This is a genomic window from Streptomyces sp. NPDC002181, from assembly GCF_042890485.1.
GTDB lineage: Bacteria > Actinomycetota > Actinomycetes > Streptomycetales > Streptomycetaceae > Streptomyces.
On the sequence record NZ_JBIASC010000009.1, the window covers coordinates 1 to 26,055 of the forward strand.

The 26,055-nt window shown below is 72.7% G+C and carries 24 protein-coding genes; 13 read left to right on the plus strand and 11 right to left on the minus strand.

Annotated elements, in window-relative coordinates; genetic code table 11:
- Nucleotides 1-886: 886 nt before the first annotated feature.
- Nucleotides 887-1,531, minus strand: coding sequence for a TetR family transcriptional regulator (locus ACFYXV_RS21790; RefSeq protein ID WP_389383779.1), 645 nt, complete (start codon nt 1,529-1,531; stop codon nt 887-889).
- Between the two features lie 260 nt (nt 1,532-1,791).
- Between ACFYXV_RS21790 and ACFYXV_RS21795 the strand changes: the two genes are divergently transcribed.
- The 3 genes from ACFYXV_RS21795 (at nt 1,792) to ACFYXV_RS21805 (ending at nt 4,986) form a co-directional block, all read left to right on the plus strand.
- Complete coding sequence (locus ACFYXV_RS21795; RefSeq protein ID WP_389383780.1) at nt 1,792-3,105, plus strand: glycosyltransferase family 4 protein; 1,314 nt, start codon at nt 1,792-1,794, stop codon at nt 3,103-3,105.
- A gap of 61 nt (nt 3,106-3,166) precedes the next feature.
- Nucleotides 3,167-3,901: a class I SAM-dependent methyltransferase gene (locus ACFYXV_RS21800; RefSeq protein ID WP_030156375.1), complete on the plus strand. Its 735-nt coding sequence runs from the start codon at nt 3,167-3,169 to the stop codon at nt 3,899-3,901.
- Nucleotides 3,898-4,986, plus strand: a complete 1,089-nt coding sequence (locus tag ACFYXV_RS21805; protein ID WP_389383781.1) for a prenyltransferase — start codon at nt 3,898-3,900, stop codon at nt 4,984-4,986. The genes ACFYXV_RS21800 and ACFYXV_RS21805 overlap by 4 nt, the downstream gene beginning before the upstream one ends.
- Before the next feature lie 57 nt (nt 4,987-5,043).
- Here the strand turns inward: ACFYXV_RS21805 and ACFYXV_RS21810 are convergent, their stop codons facing one another.
- Entirely contained in the window at nt 5,044-5,346 is a 303-nt protein-coding gene (locus tag ACFYXV_RS21810) for a hypothetical protein (RefSeq protein WP_385470826.1), read from the minus strand.
- Between the two features lie 113 nt (nt 5,347-5,459).
- On the opposite strand from ACFYXV_RS21810, the gene ACFYXV_RS21815 reads away from it, so the two are divergent.
- The gene (locus tag ACFYXV_RS21815) at nt 5,460-6,167 is read left to right on the plus strand and encodes a hypothetical protein (protein ID WP_385470824.1); all 708 of its coding nucleotides are present in this window, start codon (nt 5,460-5,462) and stop codon (nt 6,165-6,167) included.
- A gap of 76 nt (nt 6,168-6,243) precedes the next feature.
- Entirely contained in the window at nt 6,244-6,621 is a 378-nt protein-coding gene (locus ACFYXV_RS21820; RefSeq protein WP_389383782.1) for a hypothetical protein, read from the plus strand.
- Between the two features lie 66 nt (nt 6,622-6,687).
- Here the strand turns inward: ACFYXV_RS21820 and ACFYXV_RS21825 are convergent, their stop codons facing one another.
- The 5 genes from ACFYXV_RS21825 to ACFYXV_RS21845 form a co-directional block, all read right to left on the minus strand.
- Nucleotides 6,688-9,426 carry a PKD domain-containing protein gene (locus ACFYXV_RS21825; RefSeq protein WP_389383783.1) on the minus strand — a complete coding sequence of 913 codons (2,739 nt, stop codon included), beginning with the start codon at nt 9,424-9,426 and terminating at the stop codon, nt 6,688-6,690.
- 74 nt (nt 9,427-9,500) lie between these two features.
- Nucleotides 9,501-10,511 (minus strand): LLM class F420-dependent oxidoreductase, encoded by a 1,011-nt coding sequence (locus tag ACFYXV_RS21830; RefSeq protein ID WP_385470818.1) that lies wholly within the window; start codon nt 10,509-10,511, stop codon nt 9,501-9,503.
- A 107-nt stretch (nt 10,512-10,618) separates the two neighbouring features.
- The gene (locus ACFYXV_RS21835; RefSeq protein WP_385470816.1) at nt 10,619-11,440 is read right to left on the minus strand and encodes a hypothetical protein; all 822 of its coding nucleotides are present in this window, start codon (nt 11,438-11,440) and stop codon (nt 10,619-10,621) included.
- A 136-nt stretch (nt 11,441-11,576) separates the two neighbouring features.
- On the minus strand, nt 11,577-12,515 hold the full coding sequence (locus ACFYXV_RS21840) for an N-acetylmuramoyl-L-alanine amidase (RefSeq protein ID WP_385470814.1): 939 nt from the start codon (nt 12,513-12,515) through the stop codon (nt 11,577-11,579).
- A gap of 200 nt (nt 12,516-12,715) precedes the next feature.
- A complete protein-coding gene (locus ACFYXV_RS21845; RefSeq protein WP_385470812.1) occupies nt 12,716-13,363 on the minus strand; it encodes a class I SAM-dependent methyltransferase in 648 nt (215 codons plus the stop codon).
- 203 nt (nt 13,364-13,566) lie between these two features.
- Between ACFYXV_RS21845 and ACFYXV_RS21850 the strand changes: the two genes are divergently transcribed.
- Complete coding sequence (locus ACFYXV_RS21850; RefSeq protein ID WP_385470810.1) at nt 13,567-14,631, plus strand: right-handed parallel beta-helix repeat-containing protein; 1,065 nt, start codon at nt 13,567-13,569, stop codon at nt 14,629-14,631.
- A 6-nt stretch (nt 14,632-14,637) separates the two neighbouring features.
- Here ACFYXV_RS21850 and ACFYXV_RS21855 read toward each other — a convergent pair whose 3' ends face one another.
- Together ACFYXV_RS21855 and ACFYXV_RS21860 are read right to left on the minus strand one after the other, a co-directional pair.
- A complete protein-coding gene (locus ACFYXV_RS21855) occupies nt 14,638-15,648 on the minus strand; it encodes a polyprenyl synthetase family protein (protein WP_385470808.1) in 1,011 nt (336 codons plus the stop codon).
- Nucleotides 15,649-15,720: 72 nt separating this feature from the next.
- Complete coding sequence (locus ACFYXV_RS21860; RefSeq protein WP_389383784.1) at nt 15,721-16,107, minus strand: ATP-binding protein; 387 nt, start codon at nt 16,105-16,107, stop codon at nt 15,721-15,723.
- 135 nt (nt 16,108-16,242) lie between these two features.
- Between ACFYXV_RS21860 and ACFYXV_RS21865 the strand changes: the two genes are divergently transcribed.
- From ACFYXV_RS21865 to ACFYXV_RS21885, 5 genes are all read left to right on the plus strand, one after another.
- Nucleotides 16,243-17,091, plus strand: a complete 849-nt coding sequence (locus ACFYXV_RS21865; protein WP_389383785.1) for a helix-turn-helix domain-containing protein — start codon at nt 16,243-16,245, stop codon at nt 17,089-17,091.
- Nucleotides 17,051-17,311, plus strand: a complete 261-nt coding sequence (locus ACFYXV_RS21870) for a DUF397 domain-containing protein (RefSeq protein ID WP_389383786.1) — start codon at nt 17,051-17,053, stop codon at nt 17,309-17,311. Before ACFYXV_RS21865 ends, ACFYXV_RS21870 begins: the two co-directional genes overlap by 41 nt.
- A gap of 113 nt (nt 17,312-17,424) precedes the next feature.
- Nucleotides 17,425-19,350: a serine/threonine-protein kinase gene (locus ACFYXV_RS21875; RefSeq protein WP_385470800.1), complete on the plus strand. Its 1,926-nt coding sequence runs from the start codon at nt 17,425-17,427 to the stop codon at nt 19,348-19,350.
- A gap of 81 nt (nt 19,351-19,431) precedes the next feature.
- Complete coding sequence (locus tag ACFYXV_RS21880) at nt 19,432-21,564, plus strand: acyl-CoA dehydrogenase (protein ID WP_389383787.1); 2,133 nt, start codon at nt 19,432-19,434, stop codon at nt 21,562-21,564.
- 12 nt (nt 21,565-21,576) lie between these two features.
- The gene (locus ACFYXV_RS21885; protein WP_389383788.1) at nt 21,577-22,767 is read left to right on the plus strand and encodes a lipid-transfer protein; all 1,191 of its coding nucleotides are present in this window, start codon (nt 21,577-21,579) and stop codon (nt 22,765-22,767) included.
- Between the two features lie 100 nt (nt 22,768-22,867).
- Here ACFYXV_RS21885 and ACFYXV_RS21890 read toward each other — a convergent pair whose 3' ends face one another.
- Nucleotides 22,868-23,296 (minus strand): hypothetical protein, encoded by a 429-nt coding sequence (locus ACFYXV_RS21890; protein ID WP_385470794.1) that lies wholly within the window; start codon nt 23,294-23,296, stop codon nt 22,868-22,870.
- Between the two features lie 111 nt (nt 23,297-23,407).
- Nucleotides 23,408-23,824 (minus strand): DNA-binding response regulator, encoded by a 417-nt coding sequence (locus ACFYXV_RS21895; RefSeq protein ID WP_389383889.1) that lies wholly within the window; start codon nt 23,822-23,824, stop codon nt 23,408-23,410.
- 262 nt (nt 23,825-24,086) lie between these two features.
- On the opposite strand from ACFYXV_RS21895, the gene ACFYXV_RS21900 reads away from it, so the two are divergent.
- Both ACFYXV_RS21900 and ACFYXV_RS21905 read left to right on the plus strand, forming a co-directional pair.
- A complete protein-coding gene (locus ACFYXV_RS21900; protein WP_383493529.1) occupies nt 24,087-24,941 on the plus strand; it encodes a MaoC/PaaZ C-terminal domain-containing protein in 855 nt (284 codons plus the stop codon).
- Nucleotides 24,942-24,970: 29 nt separating this feature from the next.
- Nucleotides 24,971-26,050: a Zn-dependent alcohol dehydrogenase gene (locus tag ACFYXV_RS21905; protein WP_383493526.1), complete on the plus strand. Its 1,080-nt coding sequence runs from the start codon at nt 24,971-24,973 to the stop codon at nt 26,048-26,050.
- The last annotated feature ends 5 nt before the right edge of the window (nt 26,051-26,055 follow it).

The window sequence follows — 26,055 nt, forward strand, 5'->3', positions numbered from 1 at the left end:
TCCCGTCCCGGGGCCACCATCCCCGGCCAGGACGTCGGGACGCGTCAGATCGCTACGCGCTCCTCACGTCTCAGCGTCCGACGACCGTCTGTGGCCGGACATAGGCCGCCCAGACGTCATCCACGGACGGCTATTTCGGCGTCTGCGGCCTGTTTCGGGGTCATGGGCGGGTGTCGAGGGTGAAGAGCGGGTGTGGGGGAGCCTGATGCCGGACTTTTCAACCTCTCGGTCGGGCAAGGGCCTTTGTGGGTCCCGATCGGCGGTCAAATAGGGACAAACAGCCCGCTCTCGCGGGCCGGAGGGGTGTGGGGCTGGTCGTGGGCGGCTTATGTCCAGCCACAGGCGGTCGTTGGACGCTATGCGGTGAGGAGCGCGTAGCGATCTGGGGCGCCCCCGTCCTGGCCGGGGCTTGTGGTGCTGGTGGGGTGGGATGTGGCTGAACCGGGTGGGGAGGTCGGCATCTCTGATGGGCCCTTATGGGAACGTGAACCTCCCGGCCATTCCTTCGGGGGCTTCCCGGCAGTCTTGTGGCATTCCGGGGCGGGCCGGGCGGTCAAGGGTGGAGCGCAGCGACATCGCGGAGCGACGCGACCGCAGGGAGCGCCCTTGAGGGCCCGGACCGACACGGAAGGACAGTGGACTGTCGGGACGCCCCCGGGACCTGCCCGGCCCCGGGTCGACGGGTCCTGCCCTCGATGCCCCGTCCGCTCTCACGGTCCCGGGTACATGCGTCCTGTGCCGGTGTCCCCGTCAGCCCGTCCCGGCCCCGGGTTCCTCGGCCCGCCCGCGACGCCCCCGCCCACGACGCCCCCGCCCGCGAAGCCCCCGCCCGCGAAGCCCCCGCCCCGGCCGCCCCGACCGCCTCCGCCACCCTCCACCCGCCTCTTCAGGCCGAATTCGGGGATCTCGCCCCCGCCCCCACCCCCGTCAGGGTGATCAGGCGGCAGACCGTTTCGATGTCGATCTTGACCTGGGCGATCGAGGCGCGGCCCGAGAGCCAGGTGATGAGCGCCGAGTGCCAGGTGTGCTCGATCACCCGGACCGCCGAGAGCTGCTCCGCCGTCGGCGGGGCCTCCAGGCCCATCGCGTCCAGGATGATCGCCGTGGTCAGCCGGGACACCGTGTCCACCTCGGGGCTCACGCTGCGGTCCGCGAACGTCAGTGCGCGGACCATCGCGTCCGCGAGGTGCGGTTCCCGCTGGAGGGCGCGGAACGCGCGCATCAGGGTTTCCGCGACCCGGGCCGCCGGATCGTCGCCCGCAGGGGGGCGTTTGCGGAGCGTCGTGTGCATGTGCTGGAGCTGGTCCTGCATCGTTGCGACCAGCAGGTGCACCTTCGAAGGGAAGTACCGGTACAGAGTGCCCAGCGCGACCCCGGCCGCCTCGGCGACCTCCCTCATCTGGACGGCGTCGAAGCCGCCCCGGCTGGCCAGCTGCGCGCTGGCGTGCAGGATCCGGCGGCGGCGCGCCTCCTGGCGCTCCGTCAGGGGAGGGGACGCCGTCGTGGCGACGGCTTTCGCGTCCGCTGTCATCTGTCCCGTTCCATGGCGTTCCGTGTCGTTGCGGTGCTGTTTTCCGGGCTGTTCGCGTCGTGTTCGGCGGGTGGCCGACCGGTGATCGGCAGTCAGCATCTCAGGCGTCCGAGCCGTGGCGCGAATCACCTGCTCCGCCTCTTACGGTGTGGTTTCCGGCCGGTAGATTCAATGGTCTTCGACGGATCAAGTCTGAAACTTGTTCTACATTATGCGAGCGGTTACGCTCCGGCGAAAGTGCAGGGAGAAGGGGGCCGAGAGTGACCGCTGAGGCCATGGTGACGAGCCCTTTCGCGGGTTCCGCCACCGACGGCGACCGCCCGTTGCGCATCGCACTCCTCACCTATAAGGGGAACCCGTTCTGCGGCGGCCAGGGCGTCTACGTCCGGCACCTCTCGCGGGAGCTCGTGAAGCTCGGCCACAGCGTCGAAGTCATCGGCGCGCAGCCGTACCCGGTCCTCGACACCGGTGCCACGCTCACCGAGCTGCCGAGCCTCGACCTGTACCGGTCCCCCGACCCGTTCCGCACGCCGAAGCGCGACGAGTACCGGGACTGGATCGACGCCGTCGAGGTCGCCACGATGTGGACCGGCGGATTCCCCGAGCCGCTGACGTTCTCGCTGCGGGCCCGGCGCCATCTCGCCGCCCGTGCCGGCGAGTTCGACGTCATCCACGACAACCAGACGCTCGGCTACGGCCTCCTCGCCGACCTCGGCGCCCCGCTCGTCACCACCATCCACCACCCCATCACCGTCGACCGCGAACTGGACCTGGCCGCCGCCAAGAGCCGCCGCAAGCGGGCCTCCGTACGGCGCTGGTACGGCTTCACGCGCATGCAGGGCCGCGTCGCCCGCCGGCTGCCCTCCGTGCTGACCGTCTCCGGCTCCTCCCGGCAGGAGATCGCCGAGCACCTGGGCGTGCGCGACGAGCGCATCCACGTCGTCCACATCGGGGCCGACACCGACCTGTGGTCGCCCGACGCGTCCGTCGCCGAGGTACCGGGGCGGATCGTCACCACCTCCAGCGCCGACGTCCCGCTCAAGGGCCTCGTCCACCTCGTCGAGGCGCTCGCGAAGCTGCGCACCGAGCAGCCCGAGGCGCACCTCGTCGTCGTCGGCAAGCGCGCCGAGCAGGGCCCGGTCGCCCGCGCGATCGAAACGTACGGGCTCCAGGACGCGGTCCGCTTCGTCAAGGGCATCACCGACGCCGAGCTCGTCGACCTGGTGCGCAGCGCGCAGATCGCCTGCGTGCCCTCGCTGTACGAGGGCTTCTCGCTGCCCGCCGCCGAGGCCATGGCCACCGGCACCCCGCTGGTCGCCACCACCGGCGGCGCGATCCCCGAGGTCACGGGACCGGACGGGGAGACCTGCCTCGCGGTGCCGCCCGGTGACCCGGGCGCGCTGGCGGCCGCGCTGGGCCGGCTGCTGGGCGACGCCCAGCTGCGGACCCGCCTCGGCGCCGCCGGGCGGGAGCGGGTGCTGGCCCGGTTCACGTGGGCCAGAGCCGCCGAGGGGACCGCCGCGCACTACCGCGCCGCCATCGAGCGGGCCGCCCGCAGCCGCCGCGCGCGGTGACCTTCCGCCTGTTCCACACCACCACCCCCGTACACCCCCGCGACCGCGAAGGCAGGACCCCGTGCTGACCGTCGATTTCTCCCGGTTCCCGCTCGCCGCAGGCGACCGTGTGCTCGATCTGGGCTGCGGCGCCGGCCGGCACGCCTTCGAGTGCTACCGGCGCGGCGCCCAGGTGGTCGCAGTCGACCGCAACGGCGAGGAGATCCGCGAGGTCGCCAAGTGGTTCGCCGCCATGAAGGAGGCCGGTGAGGCCCCGGCCGGCGCCACCGCCACCGCCATGGAGGGCGATGCGCTGGCCCTGCCCTTCCCGGACGAGTCCTTCGACGTCGTCATCATCTCCGAGGTGATGGAGCACATCCCCGACGACAAGGGCGTGCTCGCCGAGATGGTCCGCGTCCTCAAGCCCGGCGGCCGCATCGCCATCACCGTCCCGCGCTACGGCCCGGAGAAGATCTGCTGGGCGCTGAGCGACGCGTACCACGAGGTCGAGGGCGGGCACATCCGCATCTACAAGGCCGACGAGCTGCTCGGGAAGATGGAGGCCGCCGGCCTCAAGCCGTACGGCACCCACCACGCGCACGGGCTGCACTCCCCGTACTGGTGGCTCAAGTGCGCGTTCGGCGTCGACAACGACAAGGCGCTGCCGGTGAAGGCGTACCACAAGCTCCTGGTCTGGGACATCATGAAGAAGCCCCTGGCCACGCGCCTCGCGGAACAGGCGCTCAACCCGGTCATCGGCAAGAGCTTCGTGGCGTACGCGACCAAGCCGCACCTTCCCGTCGGCGCGGCGAAGTGAGCTCGCCCGGGCGCACCGAACGCCTGGTCCTGGACGGGGTGCTGACCGCCGATGAGGCCGCCGCGACGGTGGCCGGGATCCTCGCCGCGCAGCGCTCCGACGGGGCCATCCCGTGGTTCCGGGGCCACCACCTGGACCCGTGGGACCACACCGAGGCCGCGATGGCCCTCGACGCCGCCGGCGAGCACGGGGCCGCGGAGCGGGCGTACGACTGGCTGGCCCGGCACCAGAACGCCGACGGCTCCTGGTACGCGGCGTACGCGGACCGGCCCGACGGGGTGGACACCGCCGAGCCGCAGGACGCGAGCCGGGAGTCCAACTTCGTCGCGTACATAGCCGTCGGGGTCTGGCACCACTACCTGGCCACCGGCGACGACCCGTTCCTGGACCGCATGTGGCCCGTCGTCATGGCGGCGACCGAGTTCGTCCTCGCGCTCCAGCAGCCGGGCGGGGAGATCGGCTGGAAGCGCGAGGCCGACGGGACTCCCGTCACGGACGCGCTGCTCACCGGCTCCTCCTCGATCCACCAGGCGCTGCGCTGCGCGCTGGCGATCGCCGAGCACCGCGAGGAGCCGCAGCCCGACTGGGAGCTGGCGGCGGGGGCCCTCGGGCACGCGATCCGGCTCCACCCGGAGCGGTTCCTGGACAAGTCCCGGTACTCGATGGACTGGTACTACCCGGTGCTGGGCGGCGCGCTCGGCGGCGCGCAGGCGAAGGCGCGGATCGAGGAGCGCTGGGACGAGTTCGTGGTGCCCGGGCTCGGCGTGCGCTGCGTCCTGCCGAACCCGTGGGTGACGGGCGGGGAGTCCTGTGAGCTGGCGCTGGCCCTGTGGGCGATGGGCGAGTCGGACCGGGCACTGGAGATCCTGCGCTCGATCACGCACCTGCGCGCGGACAACGGCATGTACTGGACGGGCTACGTCTTCGATGACAAGACCGTGTGGCCGGTCGAGCAGACGACCTGGACGGCCGGGTCGCTGCTGCTCGCCGTGGCGGCGCTGGGCGGGGACGAGGCCACCGGCGCGGTGTTCGGGGGGCTGGAGCTGCCGTCCGGTCTGGAGCCCGACTGCTGCCGGCAGGGTTGAGCGCGCGGAGCGGGCAGGCCGCCGCGGACGGGGGCCTGCCCGTACCCGGACGCGAGGTCAGCGGCGGTAGAGCCGGCCCGCGATGAAGTGGCCGATGACCAGGTAGGCCACGGCGGCCACGCCGTAGCCGACCACGACCTGGACCCACTCCCGGTCGAAGGTGAACAGGTCGTAGGACCATCCGGCCAGCCAGGTGGCGGCGTCGTGGACGAACTCCACGAGGCCATTGCCCCGGTTGGCTTCGAGGAAGTAGAGAAGGACCCACAAGCCGATCGTGAAGGCCATGACGTCCGCCACCGCGGCGACGACCCGGCCGGCTTGAACGCCTCCTCGGGCGTGTACTCCGGTGTGTGTGCGCATGCAGCGCGTCTTGCCCCGTCCGGGTGAAGCAAACCCGAACGGGTCAGCCAAGTGGCGCAGCACCGGGGCCCGGGTGACGCTGCGGGAGACACCTCACTCCCCGGAGGTCCACCGTGTCGAAACCCAGCGAGTCCATATCCACCAGCACCCGGTTCCGCCGCGCCGTCACGGCCCTGCTCGTGTCCGGCGCGCTGCTCGCGGGCGCCACCGCCTGCGGCAGCGGCTCCGCCAGTGGATCCGGCGGCGGTGAGCCCGCACGCGCGGGCGTCGCGCTGTCCGTGGCCGCGCAGCAGGAGGCGACCGACGAGGCGCTGGCGGTGCAGGCGCTGACCGCGCAGGCGGCCGCCTGGCAGGAGACCGCCGACGAGGCGGCGGCAGCCGCCACGCCCGCGCCCACCACTTCCGCGGAGAAGCAGAAGTTCGCGAAGACGCGCTTCGTCGCCAACGCGGGGCTCGCGGCCGGGGCCACCTACCAGTGGATCATCAAGCCGTACCGTGCGGGCAAGTTCAAGAAGGGCGCCAAGGGCCGTACCTTCGCCCTCGTGAAGGCGGGCCTGGCGGGCGCCTTCGCGTACAACCGGCTGAAGGCGGCCGCGGACAACGCCAAGGGCGACCCGCTGCTGTCGAAGGCGGTGGCCCCCCTGACGGCGGGCATCGAGTCCCTCAAGGGGCTGGGCTCCAAACTGCGCAAGGGCGATGCGAGCGACGCCGATCTGAGCTCCCTCCAGGACGTCATCACCGGCGTCAAGGGTGCGGGTGCGGGCGCCGGCGCCACGGTGACCGACAAGGTCCCGAGCCTGTCCCAGCTGAGCGGCGGCTAGCCCCCGCCCCCTCGTACGCCGCGGGGCGGCCGGGCAGCGTCGCCCGGTCGTCCCGTCGGCCTGCTTCAATGGACAAATGATCGATTTTCTGCGGCGCAAGCGGCGCGAACGCCTCGCCGCCCTGACACCGGACGGGATCCCCTGCATGGCGCGCCATCCCGCCGGCGCCGGCCGCTGGCGCATGGGCCGGGTGCTCACCGGCCCGGGCGGGGCGCGCTGGGTGCCCCGGCGCGGTGAACCCGTACCGCTGCCCGCCGGGCGCGCGACGGGAGTACGACCGCCCTCCGTGAAGGAGGGCATGGCCATCAACCCCGGCTCGCGGATCGTGGCCTGTACGTACGGGACCGGTGGCGTCGGCGGGAGCATCGAGATCGCCGTCATGCCGCTGGACCTGCGAGAACTGCTGGGGGCCGTCCCCCGGTCCGATGCGGGCGCGGACACCGCCCCTGCCTGACACGCCGGGAGCCCCGGCCCCCGCGGTGTGCGCGGTGGCCGGGGCTCCGGTGTGCTGCGGGCGGGGTCAGCCCTGGGTGAACCAGCCGAGCAGGTCGGCGATCACGTGGTTGGCGCCGCCCCAGCTGTTGGCGATGGTGACGCGGCCGCCGTCGCCCACCGGGGTGGTGACGTGGTTGGGGACGGTCTCCCCGGCCCGGGTGTTGAGGCTGCTGGCCTCGGGGCGGGCGGTGCCGTATCCGTACACGGTGAGGAAGCCGGGGGCGGTGGAGTCGGTCGCGGTGACGTTCAGGGCCGCGCCGATCGCGCCCGCCGGGATCCCGGTGACGGTGGTGGTCGCGCCGGGGGCCAGCTTCCCGGTGCTGCGGGTGTCGGCGAGGCGCTGCGGGACGGCGGGGGTGAACAGGCCCTTGCCGTCCTTGGCGTAGTAGCCGACCGCGTCCAGCACGAGGTGGGTGGAGCCGGTGTTGGTGTAGAGGGTGATGGTGCCGTTCGGGCCGACGGGGACGATGGCCTGGTTCGACTTGTCCTTGCCGGGTTCCAGGTTGAGGTTCGACGTCGCCGGGCGCTTGTCCGCCTCCGGGTAGGCGATGACGTGCGCGTTCTCGGTGGAGCCGGTGCCGGTCAGGTTGAAGGCGACGGCGGTGGCGTCGGCGGGGATGCCGTTCACGCCGGCGACCTTCACCGTACGGGTCTGGCCGCCGCCGAGCGCGCCGCCCGCGGTGCGGGTGTCGAGGACGCGGGTCGGGGCGAGCGGGGTGAACCGCTGCCCGGCGTTCGGCTGGTAGTAGCCGACGAAGTCCACGATGAGCGCGGCCTTGCCGGAGTTCAGCTGTGCGGAGACCAGGCCGTCGGCGCCGACCGGCACGGTGACGGTGTTGGAGGAGGTGCCGCCCGCCTTGACGTTGACGTTCGAGGTGACCGGGCGGGGCTGGCCCGAGGGCCAGACGCTGAGGTGCGTGTCCTCGGTGGCACCGGTGACGGTCACGTTCAGGACCACGGCGGAGGCGCCGGCCGTGTGGTGCGGGCCGGAGCTGTAGTAGTGCACGGGAACGTCGATCGGGGTGGCGGTGCCGCCCTGGACGGGGGAGCCGGTCGTACGGGTGTCCAGGACGCGGGCCGGGTGGACGGGGACGTAGCCGGCCGGGGTGTAGGCGACCTGCACGGTCCGCTCGGCGGTGGAGACGGCGCCCTTGACGTCCGTGAGGGTCACGGTGACCTTGTAGCTGCCGGGCTGCTTGTAGGCGTGCCGGACCGGGTCCGCGTTGCCGGCGGTGTCCTTCGCGCCGTCGCCGTGGTCCACGGTCATCCGCGCGATCGGCCACGGGGCGGCGGTGCTCTGCGGGTCGACCTCGACGGTCAGCGGCGTCACGAGCCGGTTCGGGTCGCTCTCGGTCGGCAGGTACGGCTGGGCGGTGAAGGCCGTGGCCAGCGGCGAGGCCGGGGTCACCTTGACCGGCTGCTGGCGGTAGGCCTCCTTCCCCGCGGCGGTGATGGCCTTCACGCTGACCGTGCACGCGCAGGGCGACTGGTAGACGTGCTCGGCGGTGGCCTCCTTGGTGACGACCGGAGCCGTCCCGTCACCGAAGTCGTAGCGGTACGTCAGCGTGCCGGGCCAGTTGTTGTCCGCCACGGCCTTCGCCTGGACGGTGGTGCCGACCGGGGCCCAGTTCTGGGCGATCTCCAGCTGGACGTCGCGCACCGTGTCCTGCAGCTCGTGGGCGCCGCGGTCGATGAAGCCGCCGTCCTTGCCCGTGTTGGGCGCGAGCGGGTCGTCCACCACCGGGTACCCGTTGTAGTCGGTGGGCAGGACGCCGGGCGCGGTCGAGTCGCCGGAGTCGACGTGGGGGGAGCGGTCCCACGGGCCGACGTCCCAGGCCGCCGGGGTCAGGATGTCGTGCGCGCCCTGGCCGGTCGCCGCCCGGAGGGCCGCCGGGGTGGCGTGGACGACGTCGGCCCACTTGTAGGGGACCAGCCCGTTCGCCGGGAAGCCGGTCAGCAGGTTGTAGTCGGCGCGGGTGCCGGCCGCGGAGTCCTGGCTCACGAGGATGCCGCTGCGGGGGTCGGGGTTGACGCACGGCTTGGGGGCGCTGATGTCGATCTGGTTGTTGAACGCCCCGGAACCGGTGGAAGCGCTGCGGAAGGAGACGCCCGCATCACAGCTGAGGAAGAGGGTGTTGTTGGTGACGATGGTGCCCGGGCCCCAGACCGCGTCGACCGCCGCCGTGACGCCGCCGCGGATCTGGTTGCGGCTCAGTACGGTGCCCCGGGAGCCGCCCTCGATCCGGACGGGGGAGAGCAGGTTGCTCCTGGTCACGCGCACGTCGACGCTTTCCGCGCCGATGACGACGGGTTCGGTCTGCGAGGCGAGGGTGATCCGGTCCAGCTCGATGTCGGTGGAACCGCTGACCTGGACCCCTCCGGTGGAGGTCAGCCCGCGCACCACCACGTGGGAGGCGCCTTGGACCTTGAGGCCCTTGACCCGGACGGGGCCGCCGGTGTTCGGCCGCATGACGATGGAGATGGGCTTGCCCGGCTCCCCGGAGCGGTCGACGATGACGGTCTCGTCGTACGACTTGTACGCGAGGACCTGCACGGTCTGGCCGGGCCGTGCAGCCTTGGCGCCCGCCGAGATCGTGCAGAACGGAGCGTCCTCGGATCCGGGTCCGGTATCGGAGCACCTGGGCGCGGAGGCGGAGTTGTTCACGTACAGCGTGGACGGGGTGTCGGCCGCGGCGGCGGTCGGTACCCCGAGGAGGGTGACCAGGCCCGCGGTCAGCAGGACGGTCGTACGAGTGGGACGCACCAGGAGGTTCTTTCCGGCAGGAGATGAATGGCGACGATCATCATCTACTTTCGGTCAGTCTCTGTCACATGTGATTAGTTGTTGAGCTCGGCGAGGACCCTCAGGGTGTGCGGGTCCGGGGCCGTCACGAGCAGGTCGGTGACCGGGCCCTTGCGCCACAGGTCGAGCCGTTCGGCGATGCGCTCGCGCGGTCCGATGAGCGAGATCTCGTCGGCGAACGCGTCCGGGACGGCGAGGACCGCCTCCTCCCTGCGCCCGGCGAGGAACAGCTCCTGGATGCGGCGGGCCTCCTCCTCGTAGCCCATCCGCGCCATCAGGTCGGCGTGGAAGTTGCGGGCCGCGTGGCCCATTCCGCCGATGTAGAAGCCGAGCATCGCCTTGACCGGGAGCAGGCCCTCGGCGACGTCGTCGCAGACCTTCGCCCGGGCCATCGGGGCGATCATGAACCCCTCGGGGAGCTCGGCCAGCGAGGCCTGGTAGACGTCGGTGCGGGTCGGCGACCAGTAGAGGGGGAGCCAGCCGTCCGCGATGCGGGTGGTCTGGGCGATGTTCTTCGGACCCTCCGCGCCCAGCAGGAGCGGCAGGTCCGCGCGCAGCGGGTGGGTGATGGGCCTCAGCGGTTTGCCGATGCCGGTGCCGTCCTCCCCTCGGTACGGGTGCTGGTGGAAGCGGCCGTCGAGCGCGACGGGCCCCTCGCGGCGCAGCACCTGGCGGATGACGTCGACGTACTCGCGGGTGGCGGTGAGCGGGCTCGCGGGGAAGGGGCGCCCGTACCAGCCCTCGACCACCTGGGGGCCGGACAGGCCCAGGCCCAGCATCATCCGGCCGCCGGAGAGGTGGTCCAGGGTGAGGGCGTGCATGGCGGTGGCGGTGGGGGTGCGGGCGGCCATCTGGGCGATGGCGGTGCCGAGTCGGATCCGCGAGGTGTGCGCGGCGATCCAGGTGAGCGGGGTGAAGGCGTCCGAGCCCCAGGCCTCGGCGGTCCACACCGAGTCGTAGCCGAGGTTCTCGGCTTCGGCGGCGAGGTCGAGGTGGGTCCGGTCGGGGCCGCGGCCCCAGTAGCCGAGTGCGAGTCCGAGTCGCATGTGCGTCGTCCCCTCCAGCCGTATCTGACGGTGCGTCAGGTGACTGTAGGGCAACGGCCCCCCACCCGGAAGGGCGGGGGGCCGTCGGCCGTGCGCGGGAGGCGGTGTCAGCCGCGCTGGATGCCCGAGGTGTCGTTGAGGACGCCGCGGCGGCCGTCCTGGGTCTGGGCGATCAGCGTGGCCGGGCCGCGCTGGTCGACGGCCAGGTACCAGGTGCCCGGCGCGAGCTCGGCGATCGGGGTGGGGGAGCCGTCCTCCGGGAAGAGGGGGCGGGCCACCGGGACCGCGAACCAGAACGGGGTGAAGTCCGCCGCCGGGGCGGCCGCCGCGTCCTGCGGACCCGGACCCGGCGCCGGGGCCGGGTTCGGGGTGCCGCCGTACGGCGGGACCGGCTGCGGGGTGGATCCGTACGGCTGGCCCTGCTGGGCGCCGGCGCCCGGGTAGCCGTACCCGGTGCCGGGCTGGGGCTGGGCCCCGTACGGCGCCGGGGCGACGGGCTTCGGCTCGGGCACCAGGCCGCCGGCGAGCGCGGGGATCTTCGCGCCCGCGACGGCCACGCCGGCCAGCGCCAGGGTGGCGAGGAAGGCGATGATGCAGCCCGCGCCGAGGTCGGCGCCGCTCGGGCTGGTGATCAGGGACCAGAGGGCGGACCAGGCGGCGGCGACCGCGAGCACCGTCCCCCACGCGGCCAGCGGGAGGCCCGCCAGCTTGCGGGTCTCCGGCTGGAAGCGGGCGGCGATGAGCAGACCGGCCGCGATGAAGCCGAGCAGGAAGATGCTGGGGAGCGCCAGACGGTAGACGTCGGTGTCCCACACGCTCGGCAGGTCGAGGCCGGTCGCGGAGTAGAAGTCGAGGAACGAGGCGATGAACAGCAGCACCGCTGCTCCGATCACCACGCCGTCGCCTCGAGTGAGGGAGCGGATGTTCACGTGTTAGGTGTCCTTCTCGGTCTCGGTCGTCTCGTGGTGCCGCGGTCGCGCACGTGCAGGAGCGGGGCGGGCGGGACCATGGTACGGAGGTTCCCGGCAACCGAGAGGATCGGGGCGGCAGGCTGTCCCGGGGGGATTACCCGCCCAAGAAGCCGACGATGCCGTCCGCGATGCCCTGGGCAGCCTTCTGCCGCCACTCAGGACTCGTCAGCAGCGCCGCGTCCTTGGCGTCACGCATGTTGCCGCATTCGATGAACACCTTGGGCCGGGTCGAGAGATTGAGTCCGCCCAGATCGTCGCGGACGACCAAACCGGTTCCGCTGCCGAGGTAGTTGGCGGGGGCGGAACCGGTGGTGCGGGCGAAGTTCGAACCGATCTTCTCGCCGAGGTCCCGCGAGGGGCCGACGATCTTGGCGGTGTCCGCGGCGCCGCCCTTGACCTTGGCCGGGAGGATGACGTGGTAGCCGCGGTTGCCCGAGGAGACGCCGTCCGCGTGGACCGAGACCACGGCGTCGGCGGCGGCCTCGTTGCCGATGCGGGCGCGCTCGTTGATGCAGGGGCCCCAGGGGCGGGCGGTGCCGGCCTCGTGGGTGAGGACCACCTTGAGGCCCTTGGCCTCCAGGACGGTGCGCAGCCTGCGCGACACGTCGAGGGTGAACTCGGCTTCCATGTAGCCGGAGTTCGTGGTGGTGCCGGTGGTGTCGCATTCCTTGCGGTTGGTGCCGATGTCGACCTTCTGGTCGATCTCGGAGGTGTGCTTGAAGTTGCCGGTGTTGTGGCCGGGGTCGATGACCACCGTCTTGCCGGCGAGCGGGCCCTTGGCTTCGGGGGCGGTCGCGGAGGGGGATGAGGCCGGAGCGGGGGAGGAGGCCGCGGCCGGCATCACGATCCGGGGCGGGCGGGCGTCGTCCGCCCCCGCTCCGGTGGTCAGCTGGACCAGGACCCATCCCGCCATGAGGGTCGGGGCGAGTACGGCGGCCCCGACGGCCAGACCGGAGCGGCGCGTGAACCATCGCCGGTCCGGGCTGACCGAGGAGGCGGACTCGGGGGAGGGGGGACTGTCGTCGTTGCGCACGTTCGCGATGCTAGACCGGCGGTCCGCGGCGGGCGCGGACCGTGGGCCATACGGGGGCGTGGTGCGCTTGTCCGCTTATATGTGCGCCCCGCTCGTGCGCGTGCCCCTGCTCGTGCGCGTGCCCCTGCTCGTGCGCGCGCCCCTGCTCGTGCGCGCGCCTTCGCTCGTGCGCGCCCCGCCGCCGGGCGGGCGCCCGGCCCTCAGATGCCCGTGCCGGTGCGGCGCAGGATGCGCAGGGAGTCCGTCACCGAGACCTCCTCGAAGGCGCCGGACGCCAGGGCGCGCAGGTAGATCCGGTACGGGGCCTGGCCGCCGTCGGCCGGGTCGGGGAACACGTCGTGGATGGCGAGCGTCCCGCCCTCGGCGACGTGCGGGGCCCAGCCCTCGTAGTCGCCGCCGGCGTGCTCGTCGGTGTGGCCGCCGTCGACGAAGACGAAGCCGAGCTTGCCGCCCCAGGCCGCCGCGACCTGCGGGGAGCGGCCCACGATGGCGATCACGTGGTCTTCGAGGCCCGCCTTGTGGAGGGTGCGGCGGAAGGTCGGCAGGGTGTCCATCAGCCCGACCTCCGGGTCCACGACGGTCGGGTCGTGGTACTCCCAGCCCGGCTGCTGCTCCTCGCTGCCGCGGTGGTGGTCGACGGTGATCGCGGCCACCCCGGCCTCGCGGGCGGCGTCGGCCAGCAGGATGGTGGAGCGCCCGCAGTACGTGCCGACCTCCAGGAGCGGCAGCCCCAGCGCCGCCGCGGCGGCGGCCGCCTCGTACAGGGCGAGGCCCTCGCGTACGGGCATGAACCCCTTGGCGGCCTCGAAGGCGGCAAGGATCTCCGGCTTGGGGGTGGCGGGCGCCATGGGGTTCCTCCGGCTGTGCTGTGGGTGGCTGGGCGCCCATGGTGCCCTACCGGCTGGTAGCGCACCATGGCGGGGCCGTACGGGCCGGCGGGGCCGCCCCCCGCCCGAGTGGCGGGTGGGGCTCCCTCCTCAGGGGGACCGGCTGCGGCGCGTCCCCCTCGCGTGCCGTGGTCCGCCTATCCGATATGCGTACTTTGGCGGCCATGTTCCGACTCGGAGTCCTCGCCGCCGCGGCGGCCGCCCTCGCGACCGCGGTCGCCCCGCCCGCCGCCGAGGCCCAGGCGCAGCAGTTCGTCCCGTGCACCGCCGCCGCCCTGAAGAGCGCCATCACCACGGCCAACACGATCGCCGGGCCGGCGCACCTCCTCCTCTCGCCCGGCTGCACGTACACCCTCACGGCACCCGACAACCCCGACAACCCGGGCAACGGTCTGCCGCGGGTGACCAGCGACATCACCGTCGTGGGCAACGGCAGCACGATCCGCCGCCGGTCGGCGGCCGGGTTCCGGATCTTCGAGGTCACCGCCTCCGGCGGCAGGCTCGCCCTGAACAACCTGACGATCAGCGGCGGCCGGTCGGAGAGCGGCGGCGCGGGCGGCGGCGCCATCGCCAGCCAGGGCGAGCTCACCCTCGACTCCGTCACGGTGACCGGGAACGTCTCGGCGATCTCCGGAGCCGGCGGCGGCATCGTCAGCTCCGGCACGCTCAACCTCCGCAACAGCACCGTGAGCCACAACGTCTCCACGAACAACGGCGGCGGCGTCTACAGCTCCGGTACCGCGAACATCTCGAACACCACCATCACCGGCAACACCGCCAAGGACACCGGCGGCGGGCTGGACGCGCGCGGCAGCCTGACCCTCGGCGGCAGCCGGGTGACCGACAACGCGGCCAGGCTCGACGGCGGCGGCATCGCCGCCTTCATGCTGACGGGCACGGTCACGGACACCCTCGTCCAGGGCAACGACACGGCCTCGGACAACGACGGCGGCGGCGGGATCCTCAACCGGCAGTCGACCCTGACCCTGGAGCGGACCACGGTCATCGCCAACCGGGTCATCGAGACCGGGGCGACGGGCGGCGGCATCTCCAACATCTCCGGCGCCTCCCTCATCCTCCGGAACAGCTCGGTGACCGACAACTACGCCGGCGGCGCCCCCGGCGGCATCTTCAACCACGCGAGCACCGTCTCGCTGACGGCCACCACCGTGGCCGGCAACTTCCCCACCAACTGCGCCCCCGGTGTGTTCGCCGGCTGCGCCGACTGACGCCTCCTACACGGCGGCCGCGGCCGGGACGGGGCGTGCCCGCAGGAGCATCCGGGCCGAGTGGTCCACGAGGTGCCGCATGACCGGCAGGTGGCGCTCGTCGCCGCCGAGCGCGGAGAGCAGGCGGTGGGCCTCGTGGCGGAAGGCGTCGAGGTCCGCGGCGTACCGGTCGAGCACGTCCGGTGCGAGGAGGGCGCGGCCGAGCTCCGCGCGGGCCTGCCCGCAGCGGCGGGCCGCCGTGCTCCGCTCCAGGAGCTCCTCCCGGGTCGCGGGTGTGGCCGCTTCGTCGAGGGCGCAGGCGAGCAGGTAGGTGACCGTCCCGTTGAGGAGGTCTTCATTGCGCCCGGTCAGGATGTCTTCCTGATCGTTGAACAACTGCCACAGAATGCCGAATATGTAACCGAACTCCCGCCACAGTTCGACTCTTTCGTCACTCGCGCCCGACAGTAATGCCGCCATCGCCGTGATCATCGAGTAGGGCCCGCCGGATTTCCCGCGGTAGGTCTCGATCACCGAGTTCCGGGTGGCGCACGCGGTGTCGACATCGATATCGGTCAGCTGCCCCTCGGCGCCCATGGCCCAGCCGGTGGCGATCTCGGCCGTGAGCGTGACCTGGAGCGCGGCCGGGACCGGGAGCGAACGGACGATCCGGATCGGCAGCACCATGCCGCTGAGCGACGAGGCGATCAGGGCTTCGTACTGGTCGATGCCGCCGGACGAGGCCGTGCCGTGCCCGTCGAAGAGGTCGTCGATGTAGCAGGCCGAGGTCCACCAGAGCACGTGCACGGCGGCCAGGGGGGCGGCCGGACCGGGATCCCCCGTCTCGATGGCGTGCACCATCATCGGGAGCACGGAGAGGGGATGCCGCATTTTTTGATGACCGAGGAGTCTGCGTACGGCGTTACCGGCGCCGCTCGCCCCGGAGGCGGGAGTGAGGGTCGAGACGGCGGCCTCCAATTCCGCCTGGATGTCCTGCGCCACGCGCCGGTGGAGGTCCACATAGGTGAGGCAATTCACGGGCATTTCCTTCCTGATATCAATTGGGCTCCGCGTCAACGCCCCAGATTCGGTCATTTGGCGCGGAGGGATCTAGAGCGATTTCCGGACATGACTGGTTCGGGTCCAGTGGCACTCGAACCACACCGTCTTCCCGGTGGCGGTCGGCTCCGCGCCCCAGCGGTCGGTCACGGCCTCGACCAGCAGCAGCCCCCGCCCGCCGTCGGCGAGCTCCCCGCCGCGTGCCGGGCGCACCGGCCCCGGGCAGTCGTCCGACACCTCGACCCGCAGCCCTTGCGGCCCGCACAGGATGAGCACCGAGCAGCTCCGGCCGGGCACGTGCCGCACCACGTTGGAGACCAGCTCGGTCAGGGCCAGCTCGGCGGCATGGGTCAGCCCGGCCAGGCCCCAGCTGGCCAGGTGGATCCGCAGGACGCGCCGCATGTGCCGGGCCGAGTGCTCACTGACGGTGAAGGTCATGCGGTAGCTCTCGCCAAGTGCGGGTGCTGAATGCTCAGTTACGTGATTCACGGCACCAGGCTGCGGTGCCGTGGTTACGCTCGGCTACAGACCGAAACGAACGCCGCGAGGCGTGTACTTGGGGGTGACCGCCTCATGGTCAACATCCGCGATCTCGACCCCAGCGCCTCCCCGCTGGACTACTACGGCTCGGAGCTCCGCCGGCTGCGGGAGGAGGCCAAGCTGAAACAGGGGGAGCTGGGACGCATCGTCTTCTGCACGGCCTCCCTGATCGGCCAGATCGAGACGGCGCGGAAGGTGCCGACGCGGGAGTTCTCGGAGCGCGTGGACGCGGCGCTGGGGACGAACGGGGCGTTCTCGCGGCTGGTGGGGCTGGTGCTGCGGAGTCAGCTGCCGACGTGGTTCCAGCCGTACGCGGAGATGGAGGCGAAGGCCGCGTACATCTCCACCTTCCAGGCGCAGGTGGTGTACGGCTTGCTGCAGACGGAGGACTATGCGCGGGCGTTGCTGCGCGTCGGCTATCCGGATGGCGAGGACGAGCAGCTGGCGGCTCGGATGGAGCGGCAGCGCATCCTGGCACGTGAGCAGCCGCCGGTTTTGTGCGCGGTGCTGGATGAGGCGCTCCTGCACCGACAGGTCGGCAGCCCCGAGGTTATGCGGAACCAACTGGCCCACCTGTTGGGATTCCGGCGGCGGCCATGGGTGCAGGTCCAGATCCTGCCCTTCTCGGCCGGGGAGCACGCGGGGATGATGGGGTCGTTCAATGTTCTCCGCTTCGACCGCGACCCTGATCTCTTCTACACGGAGAGCTATGACTCGGGCCATATGACGGCCAATCCGCAAGTGATCAGGGAGCGTTCGGTCGGATACGCTCGCTTGCAGGCCATGGCCCTGTCCCCAGAGGACTCGGCAGTGCTCATCGCTCGCGTAATGGAGGAACGTTATGGGGACCAGCCTGCATCTGGCCGATGCGCAGTGGCGTAAGTCGTCCTACAGCGGCACCAACGGCGGCGACTGTGTCGAGTGCGCCCCCCTCGGCGCCGCAGCCTGGCGCAAGGCCTCGTACAGCGGTGACACCGGGGGCGAGTGCGTCGAGGTCGCCGCCCAGCCCTGCCTGGTCGCCGTCCGGGACTCCAAGAACCCCGAAGGGCCCGCCTTCACCGTGAGCCCCGCCGCCTTCTCCGCCTTCGTGCGCGGTCTCTGACCCGGCTGCCCTTGCCTTCGTCCTGCATCCAAATCCCCCTACCCTGTCCTGAGTTCGAACGGCCGGACGACCATCCGGGCTTGCCGTAGGGGACCGACGGGGGACGGGGCAGTATGAGCAACGCGCTGGACGACGACGACAACGTCGAGGGGGGCATCAAGCCGCTCGCGGCCCAGGATCCGACCCGGATCGGGCCGTACCTGCTGCTCGGGCGGCTCGGGGCCGGGGGCATGGGGCGGGTTTTCCTGGCCCGGTCCGAGAGCGGGCGCACCGTCGCGGTGAAGGTGGTGCACGAGGAGCACGTGTCGGACTCGCAGTTCCGGGCCCGCTTCCGGCGCGAGATCGACGCCGCCCGGCGCGTCGGCGAGCGGTACACCGCGCCCGTCCTCGACGCGGATCCCGATGCCGACCGGCCCTGGGTGGCCACGGGGTACGTGCCCGGGCTCTCGCTGGAGCAGATCGTGCGGCGCCACGGTCCGCTGCCCGTGGACTCCGTGCACGCCCTCGCCGAAGGGCTGTTGCGCGCCCTCAAGGACATCCACACGGCCGGGATCGTGCACCGCGACCTCAAGCCGTCGAACGTGATGCTGACCGTCGAGGGCGTCCGCGTCATCGACTTCGGCATCTCGCGCGCCCTGGAGACCTCCGTCGAGTCGCTGATCACCAGCACCGGCATGGCCGTCGGCTCGCCCGGGTTCATGTCGCCCGAGCAGGTGCGCGGGCAGCGGGTCGGGGCGAAGAGCGACGTGTTCACGCTCGGCTGCGTCCTGATGTACGCGGCCACGGGCGAGCTGCCGTTCGGGCAGGGGGCCGGCAACCAGCACGCCGTGATGTTCCAGATCGTCGAGGGCGAGCCCGCGCTGGAGAAGGTCGAGGACGAGGCGCTGCGCGCGTTCATCGGCCGCTGCCTGGCCAAGGGCGTCGACGAGCGGCCCGGCGTGGACGAGCTGCTGGCGGATCCGGAGCGGGTCCGTCCGGCGAAGCGGGCCGGGGCCTGGCTGCCGCCCAAGGTGGTGGCGCGCCTCGCCCGGCAGGCGGGGCGGCTGCTCGACGCGGAGGCGCTGCCGCAGCGGGAGAGCGCGCCGGAAGGCGATTCCGGGGCCGTCGACCGGGCGACGCTCGACCTGCGGAAGGGGACCGGGGCGTCGGAGGAGCCGGGTGCCGGGCCGCTCGTGGGTCCGGTGGTCGGTGGCACCACCTCCGGGGGTGGGCGGCGCGAGCGGCGGCGGTGGCGGATCGGGGTGCCGGTGGTCCTCGTGTTCGCGGTCGGCGGCGGGACGGTGGCGCTGATCGAGCCGTTCGGCAACGGCGCCGGTGATGACACGAAGGCGGCGCCCCCGGCCGCGAGCGGGCCCGTGACCCCGGGCGCCGGGACCCCGTCCGGGGCGGCGGGCGGCTCCGCCTCCCCGGGTTCCCCGAGCCCGTCGGTCCCGGGCGAGCAGCCCGGCCAGGTCGGCGGGGCGGCGGCGGGCGGCGCGGCCGCGGGCGGAGCGGCCCCGGACGGCGCGGGCTCCCCCGGCGGGGGAGCGCAGGGCGGCGGTTCCGGCAATCCCGGCGGGGCCGGGGGTACGGGGACGGACCCGGCCAAGGGGTCCGGCGCGGCGGCCGGGGGAGGGGCCGCGGCCGGGGGAGCCCAGGGAGGCGGCGGCTCGGGCTCGACTCCCGGCGGCTCGGGTACGCCGGGCGGCGGGGGTTCCACCGGGGGCGACGCGGTCCCCTCGTACTTCGTCGGCTCCTGGAACTACGCGGCCCAGTTCAACATCGACCAGCCGGTCACGGTGACCATCGCGCGGTCCGGGGCCGTCCGCCTGATCAGCGACACCCAGATGGGGCACTGCGAGAACATCGCCAAGGTGGTCTCGGTGGCCTCCGGCGGCAGCCGGATCAACATCGGTTCGGCGGCCGTGGACAAGAGCAAGTCGAGCAGCCAGTTCTGCGGGGTGCTGGACGCGTCGTTCTTCACGAAGAGCGAGCCGAGCGGAGTCCAGCACAACGTGGGGCCCGCGCACGGCGACGGCTACTACTACCAGCGGTCCTGATCCCGTGCCCGCGGCACCCGGGCGCAGGAACACCTTCATCTGACCTTCCGTCAGATTGGAACGTGTTCTAGTCTGCCGCGCATGGGCATCGGAATCACGCAAGTGCAGCGGGAGTTGGCCGGGGCCGTACGCGGCTGGGTGGCGCGCGCCGTGCCGCCCGAGGAGGTGCGCAAGCTGCTCGACACCCCGCCGCAGACCGGGGTGCGGCCCGCGTACTGGGACGCGATGGCCGCGCAGGGGCTGCTGGAGCCGCACCTGGAGGGCGGCACCCTGCTCGACCTGGCCGTGGTCGTCGAGGAGGCCGCCCGGGCGGCGCTGCCCGGGGCCTTCCTGCCGAGCGCGCTGGCCTCCGTACTGCTGGACCGGGCCGGGGCCGAGCCCCTTTCGGGGCGGGTCGGCGCCGTCGCCCTCGGCCCCGGCAGCCTGACCGCCGTCGCCGTCGAGGGCGGCGGGCACCTCCTCGACGGGCTCGCGCCCCCGGTGCTCGGCGCCGGCGAAGCCGACCTCGTCCTGCTCGCCGCCGAAGCCGCGCACGGCACGTGCTGGTTCGCCGTGGACGCGGCCGCGCTGGACATCCGTACGCACGACAGCGCCGACCCGACCCGGCCCACCGCCGAGGTGCGCGCCCGCGGGGTCACCGTCACGGCCGACCGGGCCCTCGGCCTCGACGCGGCCCTCGTCCGGGACCTGGCCTGCGCGCTGTTCGCCGCCGATGCCTGCGGCACCGCCGACTGGGCGCTGCACACCGCCGCCGAGTACGCGAAGGTCCGCGAGCAGTTCGGGCGTCCGATCGGGCGGTTCCAAGGCGTCAAGCACCTGTGCGCCGACATGCTCGTACGCCTCGAACAGGCCCGGGCCCTGGCCTGGGACGCCGCCCAGGCGGCCGACGAGCCGGCGGACGTGCGCTCGCTCGTGGCCGCGCTCGCCGCCGGGAGCGCTCTCGACGCCGCCTACTCCTGCGCCAAGGACTGCATCCAGATCCTCGGCGGGATCGGCTTCACCTGGGAGCACGACGCCCACATCCACCTGCGGCGCGCGATCGTCGCCCGCCAGCTGCTCGGCGCCGGGGACGGGCACCGCGTACGGGCGGTGCGGCTCGCGGCCGGCGGCGCGCGGCGGGAGCTGCGCCTCGAACTTCCGGCGCGGGCCGAGGAGTACCGGGAGCGGGCGAAGGCCGCGATCGAGGACGTGCGCGGCCTCGACCCGGCAGCCGCCCGCCGGATCCTGGCGCCCACCGGCTACGCGGCCCCCTATCTGCCGCCCCCGTACGGGATCGGCGCCGGACCCGTCGAACAGCTCGTGGTCCAGCAGGAGCTGGCGGCGGCCGGGGTCAAGGTCGCCGACCTCGGGATCGCCACCTGGGTCGTCCCCTCGCTGCTCGCCTACGGGACCGAGGCGCAGCGGGAGGCCTACGTCCTGCCCACCCTGCGCGGGGACGTCACCTGGTGCCAGCTCTTCTCCGAGCCGGGGGCGGGCTCGGACCTGGCCTCGCTGCGGACCAGGGCGGAGCGGATGGCGGACGGCTCCTGGAAGGTCAACGGACAGAAGGTGTGGACGAGTTCCGCGCACAGCGCCGACTTCGGAATCCTGCTGGCCCGGACCGACCCGGCCGCCCCCAAGCACAAGGGGCTCGGCTATTTCGTGGTCGACATGCGGCACACCCCCGGCATCGACGTGCGCCCCCTCAAGGAGATCACCGGCGAGGCCCTGTTCAACGAGGTCTGGTTCGACGACGTCGAGCTGCCCGCGGACGCCCTCGTCGGGGCCCCCGACGGCGGATGGAAGGTCGCCCGCAACACCCTCGGCAACGAGCGGGTCCACATGGCCGACCAGATGACCTTCGATACGGGGCTGGAGGCGCTGATCGCCCGCTCCGCCGAGCTCGACGGGGCGTACCGGGCGCGGATCGGGGCGCTCACCGCCGAGGCGCACGCCCTGGCCTGCATCGGGCTGCGCACCACGCTCCAGCAGGTGTCGGGGCTGGAGCCGGGGGCCGGTGCCTCCGTACGCAAGCTCGTCCAGACCCCGCACCAGCAGCGGACCGCCGAGCTCGCGCTCGAACTGCTGGGCCCGGCGGGCGCGGTGCGGGAGGGGGCGGGGGAGCGGGCGGTGCACGGGATGCTCATGTCCCGCTGCCTGACCATCGCCGGGGGCACCACGCAGGTCCAGCTCAACGTCGTCGCCGAGCGGATCCTCGGCCTCCCCAGGGACTGAAGGGCAGCAGTGATGAAGTCGTACATCGTGGGCGTCGGCATGACGAAGTTCGAGAAGCCGGAGTCGCGGGACTGGCAGTACTGGGACATGGCGAAGGAGGCCGGGACGGCGGCGCTGGCGGACGCGGGGGTCGCGTACGACCAGGTGCAGCAGGTCCCGGTGGGGTACTGCTTCCAGGCCTCCACGGCCGGCCAGCGGGCCGCGTACGAGCTGGGGCTGACCGGGGTGCCCGTCTACAACGTGAACAACAACTGCGCGACGGGATCGACCGCGCTGATGATGGCGCGGCAGTTCGTGGAGGGTGGGATCAGCGACTGCGTGCTGGCGCTCGGCTTCGAGAAGATGAAGAGGGGCGCGCTGGGCGGAGGCGCCGACGGGGGAGACTTCAAGACCTCGCCGGTCGCCCGGCACTACGGGATCATGGCCGCCGGGCACGGCTTCGAGATGTCCCCGCCGACCGCGCAGATCTTCGGGAACGCGGCCCGCGAGCACATGGAGCGGTACGGGACCACGGCCGCGCAGCTGGCGATGGTGGGGGCGAAGAACCACCGGCACTCGGCGGACAACCCGAACGCGCAGTTCCGGGACGTGTACACGGTCGAGGAGATCCTCGGGGCCAAGCCGATCCACACGCCGCTGACGAAACTCCAGTGCTCGCCGACCTCGGACGGGGCGGCGGCCGCGGTCGTCGTCTCGGAGCGGTTCGTCGTGCGGCACGGGCTGCACGACAAGGCGGTGGAGATCGTCGCGCAGGCGATGACGACGGACACGGAGGCCTCGTTCGCCTCCGGCTCCTGCATCGACGTGGTCGGCAAGCCGATGACGCGGGCGGCGGGCCGGCAGGTCTTCGAGTCCTCCGGGCTGGGGATCGAGGACGTGGACGTGATCGAGCTGCACGACTGCTTCTCGATCAACGAGCTGCTGACGTACGAGGCGCTGGGCATGTGCGAGGACGGTGCCGCCGGGAAGCTGGTGGAGTCGGGCGCGACCACATACGGCGGGCGGTGGGTGGTGAACCCCTCCGGCGGCCTGATCTCCAAGGGCCACCCGCTGGGCGCGACGGGCCTGGCGCAGGCGGCGGAACTGGTCTGGCAGCTGCGCGGCGCCGCCGGCCCGCGCCAGGTCGACGGCGCCCGCGTCGGCCTCGCCCACAACATAGGCCTGGGCGGCGCGGCGGTGGTGACGCTGCTGCGCCGGGGCTGACGCTGCTGCGCCGGGGCTGCCGCCCTCGGGCCCGTGCGGGCGGCGGCGGGTGGGGCCGGCCCCTGCCCGCCACCCGCACGGGCCCGCCGCCGGCCCCCGGTCAGAGCTTCTCGATGTCCTTGTGCACTATCTCGCCGAGGTGGTCGCCGGCCAGGCGGACTTTGAGGGGGTGGCCGGCCGGTGCCTTGATGACCTGGTCGTGAGACTCGATCAGGCCGGTGCCGTTGCAGGAGGGCTCGCTGGTCAGATTGGACCAGCCGTTCACGTTGTGCGGGTCGTTCCACGCCACCCAGGCGCAGTCGCGCTCGCCGCTGACGATCTCCACCGAGATGATCCTGACCGAGTTCACCGCGCCGTCGACGCGCTCGTAGGTCACCCTCGCGGTGTTGTGGTGGAGGCTGGCGGTGCCGGCCTCCAGGTCGAGCGTGAGGACCGGGCCGGCCGGGGTGTCGGCAGCGGCCGGAGCCGCTCCTCCGGCGAGCGCGGCGGCCACCAGAGCGAGGGCGGCGGGCAGGGCGGACACGCGCATGGTTCCTCCGTGAAGCCGGGGTGCGGGAGTCTCATCCTGGCCCGGTGCGCGCTGCGGCGCTGCGGTGGAATCCGTCAATCACCGGCCGGAACGCAGCCCCGCCCGGCCGCGCTACGGTTCGAGCGTGGGGTCCGTGACCGCCTCGCCCGTCACGGCCCGGCGGACGGCGTCGGCCAGCGCCGCGGGAGGGTCGTCCCGCAGCACCACCCCCGCCGCCCCCGCGGCGAGCGCCCCCTCGACCAGGCCCGGCCTGGCCGACCCGGCGAGCAGCAGCACCCGGCACTCCGGGGCCTCGCGGCACACCGCGGCCACCTCGGCGAGCACGTCCGGCCGGTCCGCGTCCACCAGTGCCACCGCCGGACAGGAGGTCAGCGCCGCGGCGCCCACGTCCGCACCGGGGGCGACCCGTGCGACCACGTCGAGGTCCGGTTCCAGCCCGAGCAGGACCGCCAGCGCACCGGCCGAGGTCCCCGGCCCCTCGGCCAGCAGGACCCGCAACGACCTCGCCGTGCGGAAATTCCGGGGCATCTCGTCCACCCGGCCAGCCTAGAGCGGCCGCGCCTCACGTCGTGGGCAACACGCCTCGGCCAAGCTCGTTCTGACGTGGAGTCAGGAGTCTTCCCAACTGCTGGGGCGTGCGTTATACATTCCTCACCGCTCGATCCTAGAACGCGTTCTAGAACCGAACCGGTCCCGCAAACGACCTCGGTGCGGCCGACGGTGCGGACGGCCGCACCGAGGTCTTCCACGCAATGGGAACCGAAGAACCGAACAAGGAGCAGCATCCTCAATGCCGATCGATGCCGCCAGGGCCCTCGCCGCAGAACCCCGCCAGGGGACCATCGCCTGGGACCACAAGGACATCCAGCTCTACCACCTCGGCCTCGGGGCCGGCCGCCCCGCCACCGACCCCGACGAACTGCGCTACACCCTGGAGTCCAAGCTCCACGTACTGCCCAGCTTCGCGACCGTCGCCGGCGCCGGCATGGCCATGATGGGCGGCCTCGCCGCCCCCGGCATCGACGTCAACCTCGCCAACGTCCTGCACGGCGGGCAGACCATCGAGCTGCACCGGCCCATCCCGGTCAAGGGCGGCGCCACCTCCTCCGCCAAGGTCGCCGCCCTCTACGACAAGGGCAAGGCGGCCGTGATCGTGCTGCGCACGGAGGTCGCCGACGCCGACGGGCCGCTGTGGACCAGCGACGCGCAGATCTTCGTGCGCGGCGAGGGCGGCTTCGGCGGCGAGCGCGGCCCGTCCGTCACCTCCGAGCTGCCCGAGCGGGCGCCCGACCGGGTCGAGGAGCGGCACATCCGGGAGGAGCAGGCGCTCCTGTACCGGCTGTCGGGCGACTGGAACCCGCTGCACGCCGACCCCGAGTTCGCCAAGATGGCCGGCTTCGACCGGCCGATCCTGCACGGCCTGTGCTCGTACGGGATGACCCTCAAGGCCGTCGTGGACACGGCGCTCGGCGGGGACGTCTCGCGGGTCCGCGCCTACCGCACGCGCTTCGCCGGGATCGTCTTCCCGGGCGAGACCCTGCGGATCCGGATGTGGGAGGAGCCCGGGCAGGTCCGGGTCGCGGTGAGCGCCGTCGAACGGGACGACGCGCCGGTCCTCGCCGACACCGTCGTCGAACACGCGTAATCCACGAGACGTAGCCAAGGAGCCGCACCGTGCGCGCAGCACTGCAGAGCGAGATAGGCCAGGACAAGCTCGAAGTCGTCGACGACATGGAGACCGCGGGCTTCGGCCCCGGCAAGGTCAGGATCCGCATCAAGGCCACCGGCCTGTGCCACTCGGACCTCTCCGCGATGAGCGGCGTGCTGCCGCAGCCCGCCCCCTTCATACCCGGCCACGAGGGTTCGGGCGAGATCGTCGACGTCGGCGACGGGGTCACCACCCACGCCATCGGCGACCGGGTCCTCGTCTGCTGGCTGCCGCCGTGCGGGCACTGCCCCGCCTGCAAGCGCGGCCAGGGCCACCTGTGCCTGGAGTCCTTCGCGAACGTGGCCACGCCCAACTTCCGCCGCACCGGCGGCGGGGACATCTTCGGCTTCGCCGGCACCGGCACCTTCGCCGAGGAGATGGTGGTGCCCGCCGCGTGCGCCGTGCCGATCCCCGACGACCTGCCGTACGACATCGCCGCGCTGATCGGCTGCGGGGTGACCACCGGCCTCGGCGCCGCCATCAACACCGCCAAGGTGGAGGCCGGATCCTCGGTCGCCGTCATCGGCTGCGGCGGCGTCGGCATCTCCGTCATCCAGGGCGCCAAGGTGCAGGGCGCGGCGCAGATCATCGCCGTGGACCCGGTGGCCTCCCGGCGCGAGGCGGCGCTGCGCTTCGGCGCCACCGAGGCGGTCGCGCCGGAGGCCTTCGGCGACGCCAAGAACCGGATCACGGCCGGCGAGGGCTTCGACTACGTCTTCGAGGTCGTCGGCAAGTCCTCGACCACGCAGACCGCGTACGAGATGACCCGGCGCGGCGGCTCGGTCGTCGTGGTCGGCGCGGGCGCGCTCGACGACAACTACTCGGTCAACATGTTCTCGCTGTTCTTCGACGAGAAGAAGATCCTCCCGTCCATGTACGGGGGCGGGGACGTGCTCCGTTCGTACGAGCGCACCATCGCGCTGTGGCGGGCGGGCCGGGTGGACCTGGCGGGTCTGATCACGCACCGGGTGCACCTCGCCGAGATCAACGACGCCCTCGACCAGATGCGCACGGGCGTGGCCCTGCGCACCTGCATCGAACTCTGAGAGGA